Source organism: Aestuariibacter sp. GS-14 (assembly GCF_006494365.1).
Taxonomy (GTDB): Bacteria; Pseudomonadota; Gammaproteobacteria; order Enterobacterales; family Alteromonadaceae; genus Alteromonas; species Alteromonas mangrovi.
The window spans coordinates 64129-80665 of sequence record NZ_VHIP01000012.1 but is presented as its reverse complement, the minus strand read 5'-3'; the positions used below and the strand labels follow the sequence as shown (position 1 = coordinate 80665).

Annotated in this window: 16 protein-coding genes; 9 read left to right on the top strand and 7 right to left on the bottom strand. The window is 50.4% G+C overall.

The genetic code is table 11. The features are described 5' to 3' along the window. Window positions 1-2: 2 nt before the first annotated feature. Genes trpA through FJ444_RS16400 form a run of 6 tightly spaced genes read right to left on the bottom strand, consistent with a single transcriptional unit; the run spans window position 3 to window position 6627 of the window. Complete coding sequence (trpA, locus tag FJ444_RS16425) at window positions 3-809, bottom strand: tryptophan synthase subunit alpha (protein WP_140960086.1); 807 nt, start codon at window positions 807-809, stop codon at window positions 3-5. Further along, window positions 802-1989, bottom strand: a complete 1188-nt coding sequence (gene trpB, locus FJ444_RS16420) for a tryptophan synthase subunit beta (RefSeq protein ID WP_140960085.1) — start codon at window positions 1987-1989, stop codon at window positions 802-804. Before trpB ends, trpA begins: the two co-directional genes overlap by 8 nt. Before the next feature lie 16 nt (window positions 1990-2005). After that, a complete protein-coding gene (trpCF, locus tag FJ444_RS16415; protein WP_140960084.1) occupies window positions 2006-3403 on the bottom strand; it encodes a bifunctional indole-3-glycerol-phosphate synthase TrpC/phosphoribosylanthranilate isomerase TrpF in 1398 nt (465 codons plus the stop codon). Beyond that, window positions 3400-4428, bottom strand: a complete 1029-nt coding sequence (gene trpD / locus FJ444_RS16410; protein WP_140960083.1) for an anthranilate phosphoribosyltransferase — start codon at window positions 4426-4428, stop codon at window positions 3400-3402. Before trpD ends, trpCF begins: the two co-directional genes overlap by 4 nt. A gap of 4 nt (window positions 4429-4432) precedes the next feature. Then, on the bottom strand, window positions 4433-5035 hold the full coding sequence (locus tag FJ444_RS16405) for an aminodeoxychorismate/anthranilate synthase component II (RefSeq protein WP_140960082.1): 603 nt from the start codon (window positions 5033-5035) through the stop codon (window positions 4433-4435). After that, a complete protein-coding gene (locus tag FJ444_RS16400) occupies window positions 5032-6627 on the bottom strand; it encodes an anthranilate synthase component 1 (protein ID WP_140960081.1) in 1596 nt (531 codons plus the stop codon). The genes FJ444_RS16405 and FJ444_RS16400 overlap by 4 nt, the downstream gene beginning before the upstream one ends. A 281-nt stretch (window positions 6628-6908) precedes the next feature. On the opposite strand from FJ444_RS16400, the gene FJ444_RS16395 reads away from it, so the two are divergent. From FJ444_RS16395 to FJ444_RS16355, 9 genes are all read left to right on the top strand, one after another. After that, window positions 6909-7766, top strand: a complete 858-nt coding sequence (locus FJ444_RS16395; protein ID WP_140960080.1) for a PHP domain-containing protein — start codon at window positions 6909-6911, stop codon at window positions 7764-7766. A 5-nt stretch (window positions 7767-7771) separates the two neighbouring features. After that, the gene (locus tag FJ444_RS16390) at window positions 7772-8392 is read left to right on the top strand and encodes an L-threonylcarbamoyladenylate synthase (RefSeq protein ID WP_140960078.1); all 621 of its coding nucleotides are present in this window, start codon (window positions 7772-7774) and stop codon (window positions 8390-8392) included. Next, window positions 8392-9234, top strand: coding sequence for a ScpA family protein (locus FJ444_RS16385; RefSeq protein ID WP_140960076.1), 843 nt, complete (start codon window positions 8392-8394; stop codon window positions 9232-9234). Before FJ444_RS16390 ends, FJ444_RS16385 begins: the two co-directional genes overlap by 1 nt. Then, a complete protein-coding gene (gene scpB / locus FJ444_RS16380; protein ID WP_140960074.1) occupies window positions 9221-9823 on the top strand; it encodes an SMC-Scp complex subunit ScpB in 603 nt (200 codons plus the stop codon). The genes FJ444_RS16385 and scpB overlap by 14 nt, the downstream gene beginning before the upstream one ends. Beyond that, window positions 9823-10689, top strand: coding sequence for a 23S rRNA pseudouridine(2605) synthase RluB (gene rluB, locus FJ444_RS16375; RefSeq protein WP_140960072.1), 867 nt, complete (start codon window positions 9823-9825; stop codon window positions 10687-10689). The genes scpB and rluB overlap by 1 nt, the downstream gene beginning before the upstream one ends. Before the next feature lie 227 nt (window positions 10690-10916). Next, window positions 10917-13049, top strand: coding sequence for a TonB-dependent siderophore receptor (locus FJ444_RS16370; RefSeq protein WP_140960070.1), 2133 nt, complete (start codon window positions 10917-10919; stop codon window positions 13047-13049). A gap of 132 nt (window positions 13050-13181) precedes the next feature. After that, entirely contained in the window at window positions 13182-13472 is a 291-nt protein-coding gene (locus FJ444_RS16365) for a hypothetical protein (RefSeq protein WP_140960068.1), read from the top strand. Between the two features lie 2 nt (window positions 13473-13474). Then, window positions 13475-15112, top strand: coding sequence for a PepSY domain-containing protein (locus FJ444_RS16360; protein ID WP_140960066.1), 1638 nt, complete (start codon window positions 13475-13477; stop codon window positions 15110-15112). Then, a complete protein-coding gene (locus FJ444_RS16355) occupies window positions 15109-15393 on the top strand; it encodes a hypothetical protein (RefSeq protein ID WP_140960064.1) in 285 nt (94 codons plus the stop codon). The genes FJ444_RS16360 and FJ444_RS16355 overlap by 4 nt, the downstream gene beginning before the upstream one ends. Window positions 15394-15486: 93 nt before the next feature. Here FJ444_RS16355 and FJ444_RS16350 read toward each other — a convergent pair whose 3' ends face one another. Next, window positions 15487-16524 carry a methionine synthase gene (locus FJ444_RS16350; RefSeq protein WP_140960062.1) on the bottom strand — a complete coding sequence of 346 codons (1038 nt, stop codon included), beginning with the start codon at window positions 16522-16524 and terminating at the stop codon, window positions 15487-15489. Window positions 16525-16537 lie beyond the last annotated feature (13 nt).

The window sequence follows — 16537 nt, the reverse complement described above, 5'->3', positions numbered from 1 at the left end:
GGCTACTTCCTCGTTGCGGCTTTCATGGAAGACACAAAGCTGTTCAGCGCGTTCAGCATGGCTGGCACGTCATTTAGGTGTTTCTCAATCAGGTTTACGGTTGCCGAACCGGAAATGGCACCGGCGGCACCGCTTTCAATGGCGTGTTTTACCTGCTCAGGGTTGGAAATACCAAAGCCGAGTAACGGCGGAGCCGCATTCACGCTCACCAGTTTTTCAATCAGTGACGCAGCTGGCATGGTGGCGGCGGTTTCTGCTCCGGTTACACCGGCGCGGCCCAACAGGTAGGTATACCCGGCAGACAAATCGCCAATTGCCTTGAAGGTGGCATCAGTCGCATTGGGTGGTGCAATCAGAATTTGCTTAATGCCCTTGGCATTGGCGGCGTCAATAAAGCGTTTTGCTTCGCGAATCGGCACATCGGCAATCAGAATAGAGTCGACACCCGCTTTGGCTGCCTCAGCGTAAAAAGCGTCTACACCTTTGGCCAGTACCAGGTTGCTATACAACAGCAAGCCAACTGGAATATCGGGGTGGTTAGCGCGGATCCGGGCCAGCAGTTCGAAGCACTTCGTGGGCGTAACACTATTGTCCAGCGCACGAATAGCGGCTTTTTGAATGGTGGGACCATCGGCGACCGGATCCGAAAACGGGATCCCTAACTCCAAGGCATCCGCACCGCTTTCAATAAGCTGGGTGATGATTTTTTCAGAGGTTTCCAGGTCTGGATCGCCTATCATTACGAAAGGTACAAATGCCCCTTCCTGTTGCGCCTTTAGGCGGGCAAACATATCTGCATATCTATCCATTCACCTGATCTCCCAAAATCTTAATTACGTGCCCCAGGTCTTTGTCACCGCGACCAGACAGGTTTACCACTATGATTGTTTCTTCTTCTGCTTCGTCGGCCATGTTCAGGGCATAGGCCAGGGCATGAGACGATTCCAGTGCGGGAATGATCCCTTCTTTACGCGCAAGCAACTGGAATGCATTAAGCGCTTCGTCGTCGGTTACCGATACGTATTCTGCGCGGCCAATATCGGAGAGATAGGCATGCTGTGGCCCTACTGCCGGGTAATCCAGGCCGGCAGATACCGAGTAGCTTTCTTCAATCTGACCATGCTTATCCTGCATTATGTAGGTATAAGCACCGTGTAAAATTCCTTTGGTGCCTTTGCCAATAGCCGCACCGTGTTCCTTGGTATGCACGCCTTTTCCAGCCGGTTCTACACCTACCAGTCGCACTGACGGTTCGTCGATAAAGTCGGCAAACATACCAATGGCATTTGAGCCACCGCCAACACAGGCAACGACGGCATCCGGCAGACGACCTTCTTTTTCCAGCATTTGCGCGCGGGTTTCTTCGCCAATCATGCGGTGGTATTCGCGCACTATGGTGGGGAATGGGTGAGGGCCCGCCGCGGTACCGAGTAAATAGTGGGCTTTGTCGTAGTTGGCTGACCAGTCGCGCAACGCTTCGTTAACCGCGTCTTTCAGTGTGCCTGAGCCAGAATCAACCGGGATCACCGTTGCGCCCATTAATCGCATTCTGAATACGTTAGGCGCCTGACGTTCAACGTCTTTGGCACCCATGTAAATACGGGCTTTTAAGCCTAACAGTGCACAGGCCAGCGCCGTGGCTACACCGTGTTGTCCGGCACCGGTTTCGGCGATCACTTCGGTTTTACCCATGCGTTTGGTTAGCAGGGCCTGACCCAATACCTGATTGGTTTTGTGCGCGCCACCGTGAAGCAGATCCTCACGCTTTAGGTACAGTTTTACCTTGGGGTTCGCCACCAGGTTCCGGGTAAGCGTCATGGCCGTGGGGCGGCCAGCGTAGTCTTTTAATAACGACAAAAACTCTGCGTTAAAGGCCGGATCATCTTTGGCTTCCAGGAAAGCCTGTTCAAGTTGATCGAGTGCAGGAATAAGCAGTTCGGGCACGTACATGCCACCGTATTCCCCAAATTTTGAGTCTAATTGATTCATTTGTGGTCCTGATTCATTAATATCGGCGACACACCGAAAAGAGTTCTGTTACCTGTTGGTCAGACTTATTGCCGGGCGCTACTTCAACGCCCGAATTCACGTCTACCATGTCGGCACCGGTTGCCTGTGCATCTGCCACATTGGCAGGTGAAATGCCACCGGCAATAATAAGTTTGTCCAGTTCCAGTTCGCTGTGAATGAGCGACCAGTCAAACTGCTGGCCAGTGCCACCGGTTTGGCTGCCCACCTGGCAGTCCAGCAACACGCGATCGAGCGTGTCGTCGTCCAGCAGCGCGTGAATGAGATAGGGGAGTTCACCGGCAACACCGATGGCCTGCCAAATCTCGCAGCCTTTGGGTAGGCTATTGCGCAAATGCTGACGAAAAACCGTGTCTTCGTCACCGTGTAATTGCACTGCTGTTAAAGACAGCTCATTCGCAACCTGTAAAACCATTTCAATTGGTTGGTTTACAAATACCCCAACATAACGGCCCGGCGTTTGTTCAACAATAGCTTTGGCCTGTTCAGGGGTAACGCAGCGCTTGGAATGCGGAGCGAAAATCAACCCGCAATAACTGGCGCCACTGGCAAACGCGTGCGCGGTTTGCTCGGGCTGGGTCATGCCACATACCTTAACCTTGCCGTACACCAGTTGCTTAACCGCAAGATTAAGATCGGCCTGAGCCATAAGCGCACTACCTACCAAAAAGCCCTGGCAAAGCGGTGCAAGGCGCAATACATCCTGATGAGTATAAATACCGGATTCGCTGATCACTACATAGTTGTGAGTGGCAGCTTTTAACATGGGTACCAGCTTTTCTGTAGTAGCCAGGTCAGTTGAGAGGTCGCGCAGATTGCGGTTGTTAATGCCAATGATATTGGCTTTTAACGCAATTGCACGCGTCATTTCGTCTTCGTTACTCACTTCGGTAAGGATATCCAGCGACAAACTGTTAGCCAGCTCAGCCAAGCGGATATAGGTCTCATCGTCTAACACCGACAGCATGAGTAGAATAGCGTCAGCGTTGTAGTAACGGGCCAGGTAAACCTGATACTCGTTTACAAAGAAATCCTTGTTCAATACGGGTTGTTCAACGCGCTCGGTTACATAAGCCAGGTAATCATAGCTACCCTGAAAGTACTTCTCGTCGGTGAGAACTGAGATCCCCGCGGCATAGGGTGTATACGCTGCCAGAATTTCATCCAGGTCAAACTTTTCGCGGATCAGCCCTTTCGACGGAGAGGCTTTCTTGCACTCAAGAATGAAACCGGCATTGGGCGCAGAGAGTGCGTCGAATAGGCTTTTGGTAGACGGCGTAAGATTGGCCTTTACGGTTTCCAGCGGTAACGCTGTCATACGCTCAGCTAACTCAACGTGTTTGTGTTCTACAATTTTCGCAAGTACGTTGCTCATTCAGTGACTTCCTGTTGGCTGACTTCAGCCACATTTTTAATCAGTTTTAATGGTGCACCACTGGCCATGGCATCCAGCGCCATACTGGCGCCTTGCTTAAACGAATTTGCTGCACCGGCCACTTTGATGAGTGCTCCCGCGTTCATGGCAATGGCGGCAATATGCGCTTCCTGCCCCTTGCCACAAAGGGCCGCTTCAATCATGGCTTTGTTTTCATGTGGTTCGCCGCCTGCGATGGCGCTTAACGGCGCACTTTGTAACCCAAATTCATCGGCCGTTAATGTGTATTGAGTAGTAATACCATGCTCAAGCTCGACTACCTGGGTAGGGCCGTGCAACGCTAGTTCGTCAAGGCCATCACCGTGTACGATTAAAGCGCGTTGTTGGCCCAATAAATTCAGTGTTTGCGCGTAAACTTCTAATAACGATGGGGTATATACACCAAATACGCCGAAGGTTGGGCCGGCTGGATTTGCCAGTGGACCCAGAATATTAAACAGTGTACGGGTTTTCATTTCCGCGCGTACCGGTGCTGCAAAGCGCATTCCTGCGTGATAAACCGGTGCAAACAAAAAACAGAAGTTGGTATCGTCGATACACTGTCGTGCTACGTCGGGCGAAATATCGAGTTTAATGCCACATTCGCGAAAAAAGTCGGCAGAGCCTGATTTACTCGATACGCTGCGGTTGCCATGCTTGGCTACTTTAACACCGCAGCTAGCCGCCACAAGTGCAGCGGCACTGGAAATATTGATGGTGTGATGGCCATCACCACCGGTGCCCACAATGTCACCAAACGGGTAGTCTGGCGTTGGAAAAGGGCGCGCATTCGACACCATCGCGCTGGCTGCGCCAGCGATTTCATTGGGCGATTCGCCGTTCATTTTCAGTGCGGTTAACAATGTGGCCAGTTTTACATCAGATAACTCACCGTGCATCACCTGATTAAATATTGAGAATGCTTCTGCCTGCGCCAAATGCTGGCCAGTGAACAGCTTCTCAATGATATCCGTGTAGTCAGCCATGGGATTAGGCCCCTTTGGTCAAATAGTGAATACTTTGCAGCAACAATTGGCTGCCCTGCGCCGTTAAAATAGACTCAGGGTGAAACTGAAAACCCAGCATATTGTCTTGTGCCTGGTATACTGCCATAACTGTGGTGCCCACGGTTGCTAGTGCCGTTAAATCGTCGGGTAATTCAGTGGCCATCAGCGAGTGGTAACGCGCAACGTGCAGCGGTTGAGGCAATCCGGCAAACATGGCTTCGCCGGTATGGGCAATGGCCGATGATTTACCGTGCATAACATCTTCAGCCCGACCTACTTTACCACCGTAGTGTGCCACTATAGCCTGATGCCCTAAACAAATTCCCAGTACCGGGAAATGCCCCTGAACCAGCGATAACAGTTCCGGCATGCATCCAGCCTCATGCGGTGCGCCTGGGCCGGGTGATAATAACAGTAAAACCGGTCCGCTTTCAGCCGCTGCCTGCATTTTATTGAACAATAATTGCGCCGACACGTTATTGCGGTAAACCACGATGTTTAAATCCATGGTGCGCAGTTCGTCTACCAGGTTATAAGTAAAGGAGTCGACGTTGTCGAGCAGGAATACGGTAACGGGCTGACTCATGCTGATACTCCTTTTACTACCATGGCGCTTTTCACTGCATTAATTACCGCCTGCGCCTTGTTGCGGGTTTCGTCGGCTTCGGCCTGGGGATCAGAATCGTACACCACACCGGCGCCGGCCTGAATATACGCAGTGCCATTTTTCACAAATGCGGAACGGATAACAATACAGGTATCCATATCACCGGCATTATTTAAATAGCCCACCGCGCCGCCATAGCTTCCCCGGCGTTTTTGTTCAACTTTGCGGATTAGATTGGCTGCACTCACTTTGGGGGCGCCAACCAGGGTGCCCATGTTCATACACGCCTGATACGCATGCAGCGCATCCAAATCTTTGCGCAACTGGCCAACTACGCGTGAAACCAAATGCATTACGTGCGAGTAACGGTCTACTTTTAGCAGATCTTTCACGTAACGTGTGCCGGGTTCAGACACTTTGGCAACGTCGTTACGGGCCAGGTCTACCAACATTAAATGTTCGGCTTTTTCTTTTTGATCTTCGCGCAAATTAAGCTCGATGCGGCTGTCCAGATCCGGATTGATTTCACCATTGGGGCGCTTGCCACGTGGGCGCGTACCAGCAATAGGATAGATTTCCACTACATTGCTCTGTGCCGAATACTTTAATGCCGACTCTGGCGAGGCGCCAAAAATCGTAAAATCCTTGTCTTGCATGTAAAACATATAAGGGCTGGGGTTTTGTTGTTTCAGTGCAGCGTAGGCAGTAAGCGGAGCAGGGCAGGGTAATGAAAAAGTACGGGATGGAACAACCTGGAAAATATCCCCTGCCAGTATGTGTTCTTTTAACGTAAGCACGTCCTGGCAATATGTGTCGTCGGATTTGTCTACGCTGAGGTCGGCATTTTCTACCTCAACTGGCGTTAAATCCAGTGCCGGTATCCGTTGCAGTTCAGCAGCCAGATGCTCCAGTCGCTGCGCGATGGCAAAGTAGCTGGTGGCCACTTCAGCGCCACTGAATACACTGCCAAGTAACGTTGCCTGACGGGTCTGGTGGTCGAAGGTAATGAGGGTTTCGGCCAGATAAAACACATAGTCGGCACAGTCGTTGTCGCCTTCAGGCACATTGGGTAATTGCTCGAAAGTGGCTAACAGGTCGTAGGCAAAAACACCGCCCAGAAACACCGCGTTGTGGTGCGCGCGGATAGGTTTGATTTGGTTAACAACACTGCGAAGTACATCAAACACGCTGGCTGATTTGAGTCGGGCGTCTTCGTCTAATTCATCGTGGCTGGTATGGCAGGTTAGCGTTAGCTGAGTGTCACTGTGTACCGTACATTCCAGTCCCGCGATGGTGAGGTTGGCTAACAGGGGCAGCATGCCTTTGCCGTTTGCGCTGAGCGCTTCCAGGCTAACCTGCTGGCCACGGCATTCGAAGCGCAGGGCGGCATCTACCATTAATAAACTTTGCAGGTTGTCTTTGCTGTCGATTTCAGCGGATTCCAGCAGCAGGGCATGGGGCTGATTGCCACATAATCCGGCAAAGGCTGCCAGCGGATCGTTTACGTAGGTTGCCGTTCGTTCAATGGTTTCCACTTTTCCCGGTACGACGCCTAATTCGGCCAAACTCATTGCTTTACTCCGGTTAAAAAAATTAAAAAAAAGGCCCGTATGTAACGGGCCTTTTTTTGTTTATTCTGCGCACTAACGCTCACACCGCCCGTTTAATGAAGGGAGTGCCACCACCAGATAGTTGCCACATTGTGGCTGTTTTGGGGTTGTGTAAGCATTGTCGTATTCTGTCTTAATTCTTTATCGTTGAAGTTTGATAGGCATTCGCGCTATCAATCCGTATACTTGGCCTATAGAAGAAAACAAAACGCACACTGTGTCAACCTTAAATTTGAAAATACATGAAAATTGACTTACACAGTCACACGACATTTTCCGACGGACAATTAACGCCTGCGGAGCTGGTAATGCGGGCGCAAAACATGCAAGTGGACGTGCTGGCGATTACCGATCACGACACTACCGCCGGTCTCGACGCCGCTCATGAGGGCGTGGCAGCGCATTATCCGGCATTGCGCCTGATAAATGGGGTGGAAATCTCTACGCACTGGCACAGTTTTGAGATTCATGTTGTGGGGCTAAATATAGACAGACACAACAGCGTATTGCAGGCATTTCTAAGTACCCAACAACAAAAGCGTGATGAACGTGCGGCTAAAATTGCCGACAAGCTGGCTAAATGCGGTTTTGAAGGCACCCTTGAGCGGGCAAAACGCTATGCCCGTGATGGCCAGATAACCCGGGCGCACTTTGCTCGGGTGCTGGTGGATTGCTATTCAGTATCCAACATGGAATCCGCCTTTAAGAAGTACCTGGGCAAGGGCAAACGCGCGGCGGTGAAGGCTGAATGGGCCAGCATCAGTGAAGCAGTAGAGGCGATTCATGCCGCCGGTGGACAGGCCGTACTGGCGCACCCGTTGCATTACGATATGACCACAAAATGGTTACGACGCTTACTTACCGACTTTAAACAAGCCAATGGCGATGCCGTTGAAGTGGTATTTCCCACTGCTAATCCGTCAAAACAGCAGTTGTTATGTGAACTGGTAGCCGAATACGGCTTTTTAGCCTCAGCGGGGTCCGATTTTCATTTGCCCGGCCGATGGACAGAACTCGGGCGTTGTGGCTTAAAAAGCGATACACTGACACCAGTGTGGCACGACTGGGGGATTATTCCTGCCAGTATTCCAAAGGGATAAACGATATGAGCCAGTTTTTTTATGTACACCCCGATAACCCGCAAACCCGTTTAATTAAGCAAGCGGTTGAATTGATTCGCCAGGGCGAGGTAATTGTGTACCCCACCGATTCAGGCTATGCCATTGGCTGTCAGATGGAAGACAAGCGCGCCTTAGAGCAAATTTGCCGGATCCGTCAAATCGACACCGATCACAATTTTTCACTGATGTGCCGTGATATGTCGGAATTATCGGTGTACGCCAAAGTAGATAACACCGCGTTCCGTCAAATTAAGAATAATACGCCTGGGCCGTATACCTTTGTGTTAAAAGCCACCCGTGAAGTGCCACGCAGGTTGCAAAATCCCAAGCGCAAAACCATTGGGCTCCGTGTACCCGATAACGCTATAGCGCTGGCGTTACTGGAAGAATTGAACGAACCGCTGATGTCGACCTCGCTTATTCTGCCCGGCGCACAGGTGGCTGAGTCTGATCCGGATGAAATTCGCGACAAGCTGGAAAAGCAGGTTGGGTTAATTTTACACGGTGGTTATTTGGGCGAACAGCCAACAACGGTAGTGGATTTGAGTGAAGGCGACGCGGTAATTGTGCGTGAAGGCGCAGGCGATATTAAGCCGTTTCTGTAATGACCGACACCAACGATAACCTGACAGTCCCTTCCAAGGAGCCAGTACAGCAGCCGCTGCCGCTGGCTTTTGTGCATGGCGAAGCGGTTATCCAAAAGCCCGAAGATCTCTACATTCCGCCCGATGCGCTGGAAGTCATATTAGAATCTTTTGAGGGCCCGCTGGATTTATTGTTGTATTTAATCCGCAAACAGAAATTCGACATTACCAGTATGCCGGTGGCAGAGATCACCCGTCAGTACATGGAATACGTTGACGTAATGTTGTCGTTAAAGCTGGAGTTGGCGGCAGAATACCTGCTAATGGCTGCGATTTTGGCGGAGATCAAATCAAGATTGCTATTGCCCCGGCGCTCAGGTGACGATGATGACGAGGCCGATCCACGCGCAGAATTGATTCGCCGCTTGCAAGAATACGAGTTGGTAAAACAAGCAGCAGAAGATTTGGATTTACAACCGCGCATGGAGCGCGACATCTTTAAAGTGTCAGTTACCCCCGCCGACAGCATTGTGCCTGTGATCATTCAGCCCGATGTTAGCCTGCAGGAATTGGTGCTGGCATTCTCGGTGGCCATGCAACGGGCTGCGGCCTTTGAACATCACCATATTGCGCCGGAGGCACTGAGTACCCGGGAGCGCATGAGCATGATACTGCAAACCCTGAGTACCGATACCTATACACCCATGGAAGCGTTGTTTACCAGGGAAGAGGGGCGCGCAGGCGTAGTAGTGACTTTTTTGGCGATTCTGGAACTGGTAAAAGGACAGAGTATTCGCCTGGTGCAAGCTGGCCCTTATGCCAGAATTCATGTGAAGTTGGGAAGTCATCATGAAGAAGATTAATGCGCAGCAGCTAAAACAGCTGATCGAAGCCACGATTTTTGTGTCAGATGAGCCGGTTTCGATAGAAAAATTGAAAAATACTGTGCTTGCGGATTTTACCGTGGCCGATAAAGCGATAAAATCAGCGCTTGATGAATTAATGCTCGATTACCGTCCGCGTGGCATTCAACTGGTTGAAGTTGCCAGCGGGTTCCGGTTTCAGTCGCTCGACAGCTTAAGCCCCTGGCTCAGCCGGTTATGGCAGGAAACCAGTCCACGGTATTCTCGTGCAATGTTAGAAACCCTGGCATTAATTGCCTACCGACAACCCATTACCCGTGGTGAGATTGAACAGGTAAGGGGCGTAGCGGTAAGCAGTAATATCATCAAAACCCTCACAGAGCGTGAGTGGATAAAGGTAGTGGGTCATAAAGAAGTGCCGGGCAGACCAGCCCTGTACGCCACCACCAAACAATTTTTAGATTACTTTTCGCTGAAGTCCTTGTCGGACTTGCCCAATGCCGATGCCTTTATGCAGTCACTGGAAGACGTAGCAGATGCATCATTAAATGTATTGAGTGATAGCGACCAAACAGAGCCATTACACTAATGACAGAGAAATTACAGAAAGTCCTTGCTAATCATGGCCTCGGTTCTCGCCGGGAAATGGAACGCTGGATTGAGCAGGGCCGGGTATCGGTTAACGGCGGCATTGCCAAATTAGGTGACCGCGTGGATGCAACCGCGCAGATCCGGGTAGACGGACACGTTGTTGCGCGTATCCAGGAAACGCCGGTGTGCCGCGTACTGATGTACAACAAGCCGGAAGGTGAATTGTGCACACGTGTTGACCCGGAAGGGCGAAGTACCGTATTCGACCGCTTACCCAATATAAGCCAAGGGCGCTGGATTGCGGTAGGTCGCCTGGATATTAACACCAGTGGTTTACTGTTGTTCACCAACGATGGTGAACTGGCCAACCGCCTGATGCACCCGCGTTGTAAAGTTGAGCGCGAATATGCTGCGCGAATTTTTGGTGAAGTCTCCGCTAAATCGCTTCAGGCCCTTACCAAAGGGGTTGAGCTGGAAGATGGAATTGCCAAATTTACCACCATTAAGCAACGTCCCAACGACGATGAAAGTGTTAACCAATGGTTTAACGTAACACTGGAAGAAGGGCGTAACCGCGAAGTACGCCGTTTGTGGGAAACCCAGGATTGTCAGGTAAGCCGACTGATTCGCGTTCGTTACGGGCCGATTGAACTGCAAAAACGTTTGCCACAAGGTGCGTGGGTTGAACTGCCATTGAGCGATGTGAACGCGTTGCGCGACTTAGTGCAGTTACCTGCAGAAAACGAAAGCATGGTAGATGACCGCCAGAATAAACTGGATCACGCTCGCTTAAGTCGCATGCGCCGCTCGGTGAAAAAGCACAAAATGCGCAAAGAACAAACACAGCGCCGCCAAAGTAAATAACACCCAATCGTTCATTCTATGATGAAAGCGAACCCCTAAACCGGTTCGCTTTTTTGTTTGTTTTTCTTTTTACATTTCCCATTTCTCATTTCGTCGGAATCTCATCTCACCACAGAACCTCTCAAAATCTAAACGAGCATGCAAATAATAATAGTTATCATTTGCATAATTGTGTGTAGGAATTATAATGCGTGCAATTCAATAAGCCACACTGAGCAGAGAACACTATGACCAAGAAGCAAATTTTTGCACTGTCGCCCATTATGCTGGCGTTTGGCCTGCATGCACAGGCAACATCTCAAGAGCAAACTGAAGCGGAACAAGCCGATAACGATGTAGAAGTGATCAGAATTGTTGAAAGCCGGATCCAGCGTTTTAGTTCAGGTGCAACGGGATTAGGTCTTAACAGTTTCGACACCCCACAGTCGCTGTCGATTATTGAAGACGACACCATTGCCAAATACAACCTGTTTGATATCAACAGCTTGTTTAAGCAAGTTGTGGGAATTAACGTTGATCAAAGCGAAACCGACCGCACCTATTTTAATGCCCGCGGTTTCGACATCACCAGCATGCACATCGATGGCTCAGGAATTCCGTTTGGCGACATTTTTGTTGGCGATCTGGATACGGCAATGTATGAAAAAGTGGAGTTTATTCGCGGTTCAAATGGCTTGATTACCGGCCTTGGTAACCCGTCTGGCACGGTAAATTACGTGCGTAAACGCCCAAGTAACGACAAGCAGGCCAGTGTGTCATTAACTGCCGGACGCTGGTCGAATTTCCGTGCTATGGCCGACGTATCCACGCCGTTGACTGATTCAGGCAGCTGGGCTGCCCGTGCCGTTGTAGTGCACCAGGACAAAGACAGCTGGCTGGATCATTACTCAAATAACCGCACGGTGTTTTACGGTGTTGTGGATGGGCAGATCAGCGATGCGCTAACGGTAACGTTTGGCTATAGCCATCAGGATAACAACAGTGATGGCGTTACCTGGGGAGCCGTGCCGCAAATCTATTCTGACGGCACACAGGTAGAGTTTGATGTCTCTACTACCAGCGCGATGAACTGGACCTATTGGGACACGCTGAATCAAACCGCGTTTGCCGAAGTAAACTGGTTTATTAACGACAACCTTAACTTCACCAGCAAGGTGAATTACATCAACTACGAAGACAAGTCTGAACTGTTCTACACCTATTCAAATACGGGGTTAGACAGTGAAACCGGTCTGGGCATGCTGGGCTATCCCGGCAAATTTACCGCCGACGATAAAACCCTGATTTGGGACAACAACCTGCAAGGGAGTTTCCAGGCCTGGGGGCTTGAGCACACCTTCAACCTTGGTGTGAGCCTGGCCGATGCTGAGACCAGCGATATGGACTTTGGTGCGTTAACCGGCTTCGATGTAATGCCTGCACTGCCAGACTGGACGGGTACAGAAGTAGCCCGTCCCACCTGGGCAGACCCCTATCAGGCGGGATTTACCGACATTACCCTGAATCGTTACTACGGTGCGCTTCAACTGGCGGTTACAGAAGACTTTGATGTAGTGCTGGGAGCCAGTTTCGTCGATTACGAGAACGAGGGTGAGTCCTGGGGTGCATCAACGTCTACCACTGAAGATGGCAGCAGCCCTTACCTGGGCTTTACCTGGGAAGTGTTAGAAGACCTCAACATCTATGGCAGTTACAGCGACATTTATCAGCCGCAGTACTACCTGAATGAAGATCTTGAGCCACTGGGGTCAGCCGAAGGCCGCAGTTACGAAATCGGCATGAAGAAACGCCTTGAAAACAACCTGTTGGTTAGCCTTGCTGTATTCAGAACCGAGCAGGAAAACCTGTATGAGTTCATTGAGTACGGCGATGGTGATGGCGTTGACGATGACGATTACTCAGACGACTTTAACTACGCACTGTATCGCGGCGTAACGGTAGACTCCAACGGTATAGAGCTGGAAGTTTCGGGCAAGGTATCTGATGAATGGTTTGTGCAGGGTGGATTTACCGCTCTTACCATGGACGACGCTGACGGCAACGAAGCCCGTACCTTTATTCCTCGTCGCACACTGAAATTACTGGCCGATTACTCGCCCAGCTGGGAAGAAAAGCTGAAAGCCGGTGTGTCGGTAAGATGGCAAAGCGAAACCTACTTTGACACCGGTTATGGCCGTATTTCGCAAGACAGTTATGCGTTGTTGGGCGGCTACGTTCAGTACAGCGTAAACGAGCAGATTTCAGTGAGCCTGAACCTAGACAACATGCTGAATGAAAAGTACCTGAGTGCGGTGCGTACAGAGCAAGCGTTTTACGGTTCGCCAGTAAACTACAGCCTGACGCTGAACTGGACCTACTAAGTTAGCCGAATCTGTTTTGGGTTAACCCACCTGAACAGGTAAAAAAACGCCCGATGAACACACCGGGCGTTTTCGCGTTTTACAGTGATGCATTTTATGCAGTAGGTAAATACTAATCAAAAGGAAAACGGTATGAAAGAACACTATCGTGTACTTCGATTCCTGAACTATCCGCGCTTTTGGTTATCAGGCCCGGCAACACTCATTGTGTCGCTGGTGGTGATGCTGGCCATGGTCGCGTGGTTTCCGCCCGGCGCGGGAAACGTTAACAACATCATTATGCCGCTGGTGATGTTTCCACTCATTTGGGCAGTGTTGTTTTTCTACACGTATCTCACCCGCCATATGCACCAGGCATGGTGGATACTGGGTGGCTTACTGATCCTGAACAGCGCCGTGCTGGCCTGGCAATTCTGGGGGTAACCATGAGTAATGTAACTGAATCGCAACCGCGTTCGAAGGCAAAGGCACTGCTGAATTTGCATTCCTGGTCGGGCATTGCACTGGGCATGCTGTTGTACGCGGTGATATTTACCGGCACGGTGGCTGTTGTATCCGACGAAGTAGGCGAATGGTCGAACAGCAATCAGCATCAACAATTGCTGGCTACACAAAATGTAGATGAGGTGCTGTCTCAGCTTGCTGCGCAAACGAACAGCGACTACCTGGAAGAAATTTCAGCCTACGAGGATCACCGGCAAAATCTGGTGTTCTTCTTTCATACGCACAGACAAAATCCCGACGGTGTAATGGATGAATACGGCGTGCAGTATAAGGTGAATGCCAACGGCAACATCGTACAACAGCAGGAAGGATTTGGCAGCGATATCTATGCCCAGGACGACAGTTATGCATTAAGCCGGTTTTTGGTATCTATTCATACCGAATTGCATTTACCTGCTCCCTGGGGCCTGATCTTAACCGGTATGCTTGGTTTAGCCATGCTCATCGCGGCAGTGTCAGGATTCATGATGCACCGCCATTTATTCACCGATTTATTTACCATCAGAAAGCAGCGCGATGGAAAATCACTCAAGCGAGACTCGCATACCGTTGCCGGTACCTGGAGTATTCCTTTTGCAATTTTGCTTGCCTTTACCGGCAGCTTTTTCAGCTTTGCCACGGCCTTTGGTTTGCCAGCCATGGCAATAGTGGCCTTTGGTGGTGATCAGGAAGCCATGATGCATACGCTGGTAGGGGAGCAACAACACAAGAGCAAGGCACCTCAGCCATCTGCCAGTGTTAATACCATGCTGAGCGATGCAGTTAGCCGCCAATCCGCAGTGCCCACGTTTATTGCCATTTCGCACTGGGGCACGGAATCGGCCAGTATGATGGCGTTTTTTATGCCATCCGACGGGGAAGTGGGATTTGCCCAACTGGTATATAACGCAACTAATGGCGACTTTGTTGAATTCAAACCTCAGGTGGGCACGGTGCCGTCGACAGGCAGCGTGATCATGTCGCTTATTTACCCTGTGCATTTTGGTACGTTTGCTGGCTTCATGTCGAAAATCATTTGGATAAGCCTGGGGGTGGCGTCTTGCTATGTTACCGTTACCGGCCTGCAGTTATATGCGTTCCGAAATGAAAAACAGGCGTCAGGCTGGCGTTGGTTCAGCAGGCTGTGCGTGTGGGGATTCTGTGGCTTACCTTTGTGTTCGCTGAGCAGTGCGCTCGCCTTTTTTGTCAGTGGTGCATTAGTGGCCAATCAGAGTGTGTGGACACCTCTGGCATTTGTGCTGGCTGCGGCAATGGTGTCTATTTTGGCCTTAACGGTAAAATCCATTGTGCGATTACAGAATTTGCTATTAGCATCAAACGGCCTGTTGTGCCTGTTGTTGCCGGTAATTCGTTACCTTACGTCTGAATTTGGCTGGTTACAGGCGATAGAGCAGGGCAATGTGTCGCTGATGTTTATCGATGCGGTTTTACTGCTTTGCAGTGGCTGGTGTTTCCATCGCATTTATGTGAGCAGCGAGGCGAAGCAAAGTAATACCAACGATGCTGATGCGATAGTTCATGACGAATCACTGAATGATACCGCGGGAGTAGCAAAATGAATCATCTTATTGCCACGTTGCCGTATATTCTGTTTAGCCTGGTGATTATTGGCGTGTTGGCTTATTCGGATCCACGTCGTCGCCAGCTGCACCAGAAAGTGAGTGGTAAAACCACGCGGGCAGGCTTGCCGCTGGCAGCACGTAAAGCGCTGGCGTGGAGTTTGGCGTTGCCGTTTATTCCTATGGCATTGACTGGCAATGTTGCCGGAATGCTGATGTATGCGGGGGCGTTAACTGTAATAGGTTGGCTGGTAACCGAGATCCCCGCGTCGGTAATTTAATTGGCGGGTTTTCTGACGCCGTTACCTATAATTGGCGGTAATGCGGTCATTGTATACCTCATTACCGCGCAACCGTTCTTCAATTAACAGCAATCATAGGCAGTTTGATTGTAGCTCTTGTCGCACTATGGCTGCTCCCGCACTCAAGGCGCTCAACTTCGCATTGGCAATATGTCTGGGCAACGGCGCCATACCGCAGTTTGTGCACGGATACAAATTCTCAGCATCTACAAACTGCAGCGCTTTGCGCAGGGTAGCCGCCACTTCATCCGGGGTTTCAATTGCGTGATTGGCTACATCTATTGCACCCACCATAACTTTTTTACCGCGAATCAATTCCAGCAACTCAATGGGTACATGAGAGTTATGACACTCCAGAGAAATAATATCGATGCTGGATTGCTGTAATTTAGGAAATACTGCTTCGTATTGTCGCCATTCTGTACCCAGCGTTTTCTTCCAGTCGGTATTGGCTTTAATGCCGTACCCGTAGCAAATATGTACCGCTGTTTGGCACGTTAAGCCTTCTACCGCTCGCTCCAGCGCAGCGATACCCCAATCGTTCACGTCATCGAAAAATACGTTAAACGCCGGTTCGTCAAACTGAATAATATCCACGCCTGCTGCTTCGAGCTCCTTGGCTTCTTCGTTAAGAATTTTGGCAAATTCCCAGGCCAGTTTTTCGCGGCTTTTATAATGGTTGTCGGACAATGTGTCTATCATGGTCATTGGGCCAGGTAACGCCCATTTTATGGGCTGGCTGGTTTGCTGACGCAGCAATCTGGCATCGTCTGCAAACACCGATTTTGAGCGCGATACCGGGCCAACTACGGTAGGCACGCTGGCTTCGTAACGGTTGCGAATGGTGACGGTTTTGCGATGTTCAAAATCCACGCCATTCAGGTGTTCAATAAAGGTCGTGACAAAGTGCTGGCGAGTTTGTTCGCCGTCACTCACGATATCAATACCGGCTTGTTGTTGTGCCTGCAAGGATAATCCCAGTGCGTCTTTTTTACCTTCTGTTAGGGCCTGATCAGATAACTTCCAGGGCGACCACAGTGTTTCAGGTTCGGCTAACCAGGATGGCTTAGGCAAGCTGCCGGCCGTTGAAGTAGGTAACAGTGTTTTCATGATACTTCTCGTT

Coding starts and splice junctions, on each gene's coding strand:
- FJ444_RS16355 (WP_140960064.1), top strand. CDS start 15,109: ATGAATCATCTTATTGCCACGTTGCCGTATATTCTGTTTAGCCTGGTG.
- FJ444_RS16350 (WP_140960062.1), bottom strand. CDS start 16,524: ATGAAAACACTGTTACCTACTTCAACGGCCGGCAGCTTGCCTAAGCCA.
- rluB (WP_140960072.1), top strand. CDS start 9,823: ATGACAGAGAAATTACAGAAAGTCCTTGCTAATCATGGCCTCGGTTCT.
- FJ444_RS16395 (WP_140960080.1), top strand. CDS start 6,909: ATGAAAATTGACTTACACAGTCACACGACATTTTCCGACGGACAATTA.
- scpB (WP_140960074.1), top strand. CDS start 9,221: ATGAAGAAGATTAATGCGCAGCAGCTAAAACAGCTGATCGAAGCCACG.
- FJ444_RS16385 (WP_140960076.1), top strand. CDS start 8,392: ATGACCGACACCAACGATAACCTGACAGTCCCTTCCAAGGAGCCAGTA.
- FJ444_RS16365 (WP_140960068.1), top strand. CDS start 13,182: ATGAAAGAACACTATCGTGTACTTCGATTCCTGAACTATCCGCGCTTT.
- FJ444_RS16405 (WP_140960082.1), bottom strand. CDS start 5,035: ATGAGTCAGCCCGTTACCGTATTCCTGCTCGACAACGTCGACTCCTTT.
- FJ444_RS16390 (WP_140960078.1), top strand. CDS start 7,772: ATGAGCCAGTTTTTTTATGTACACCCCGATAACCCGCAAACCCGTTTA.
- trpD (WP_140960083.1), bottom strand. CDS start 4,428: ATGGCTGACTACACGGATATCATTGAGAAGCTGTTCACTGGCCAGCAT.
- trpA (WP_140960086.1), bottom strand. CDS start 809: ATGGATAGATATGCAGATATGTTTGCCCGCCTAAAGGCGCAACAGGAA.
- FJ444_RS16360 (WP_140960066.1), top strand. CDS start 13,475: ATGAGTAATGTAACTGAATCGCAACCGCGTTCGAAGGCAAAGGCACTG.
- trpCF (WP_140960084.1), bottom strand. CDS start 3,403: ATGAGCAACGTACTTGCGAAAATTGTAGAACACAAACACGTTGAGTTA.
- trpB (WP_140960085.1), bottom strand. CDS start 1,989: ATGAATCAATTAGACTCAAAATTTGGGGAATACGGTGGCATGTACGTG.
- FJ444_RS16400 (WP_140960081.1), bottom strand. CDS start 6,627: ATGAGTTTGGCCGAATTAGGCGTCGTACCGGGAAAAGTGGAAACCATT.
- FJ444_RS16370 (WP_140960070.1), top strand. CDS start 10,917: ATGACCAAGAAGCAAATTTTTGCACTGTCGCCCATTATGCTGGCGTTT.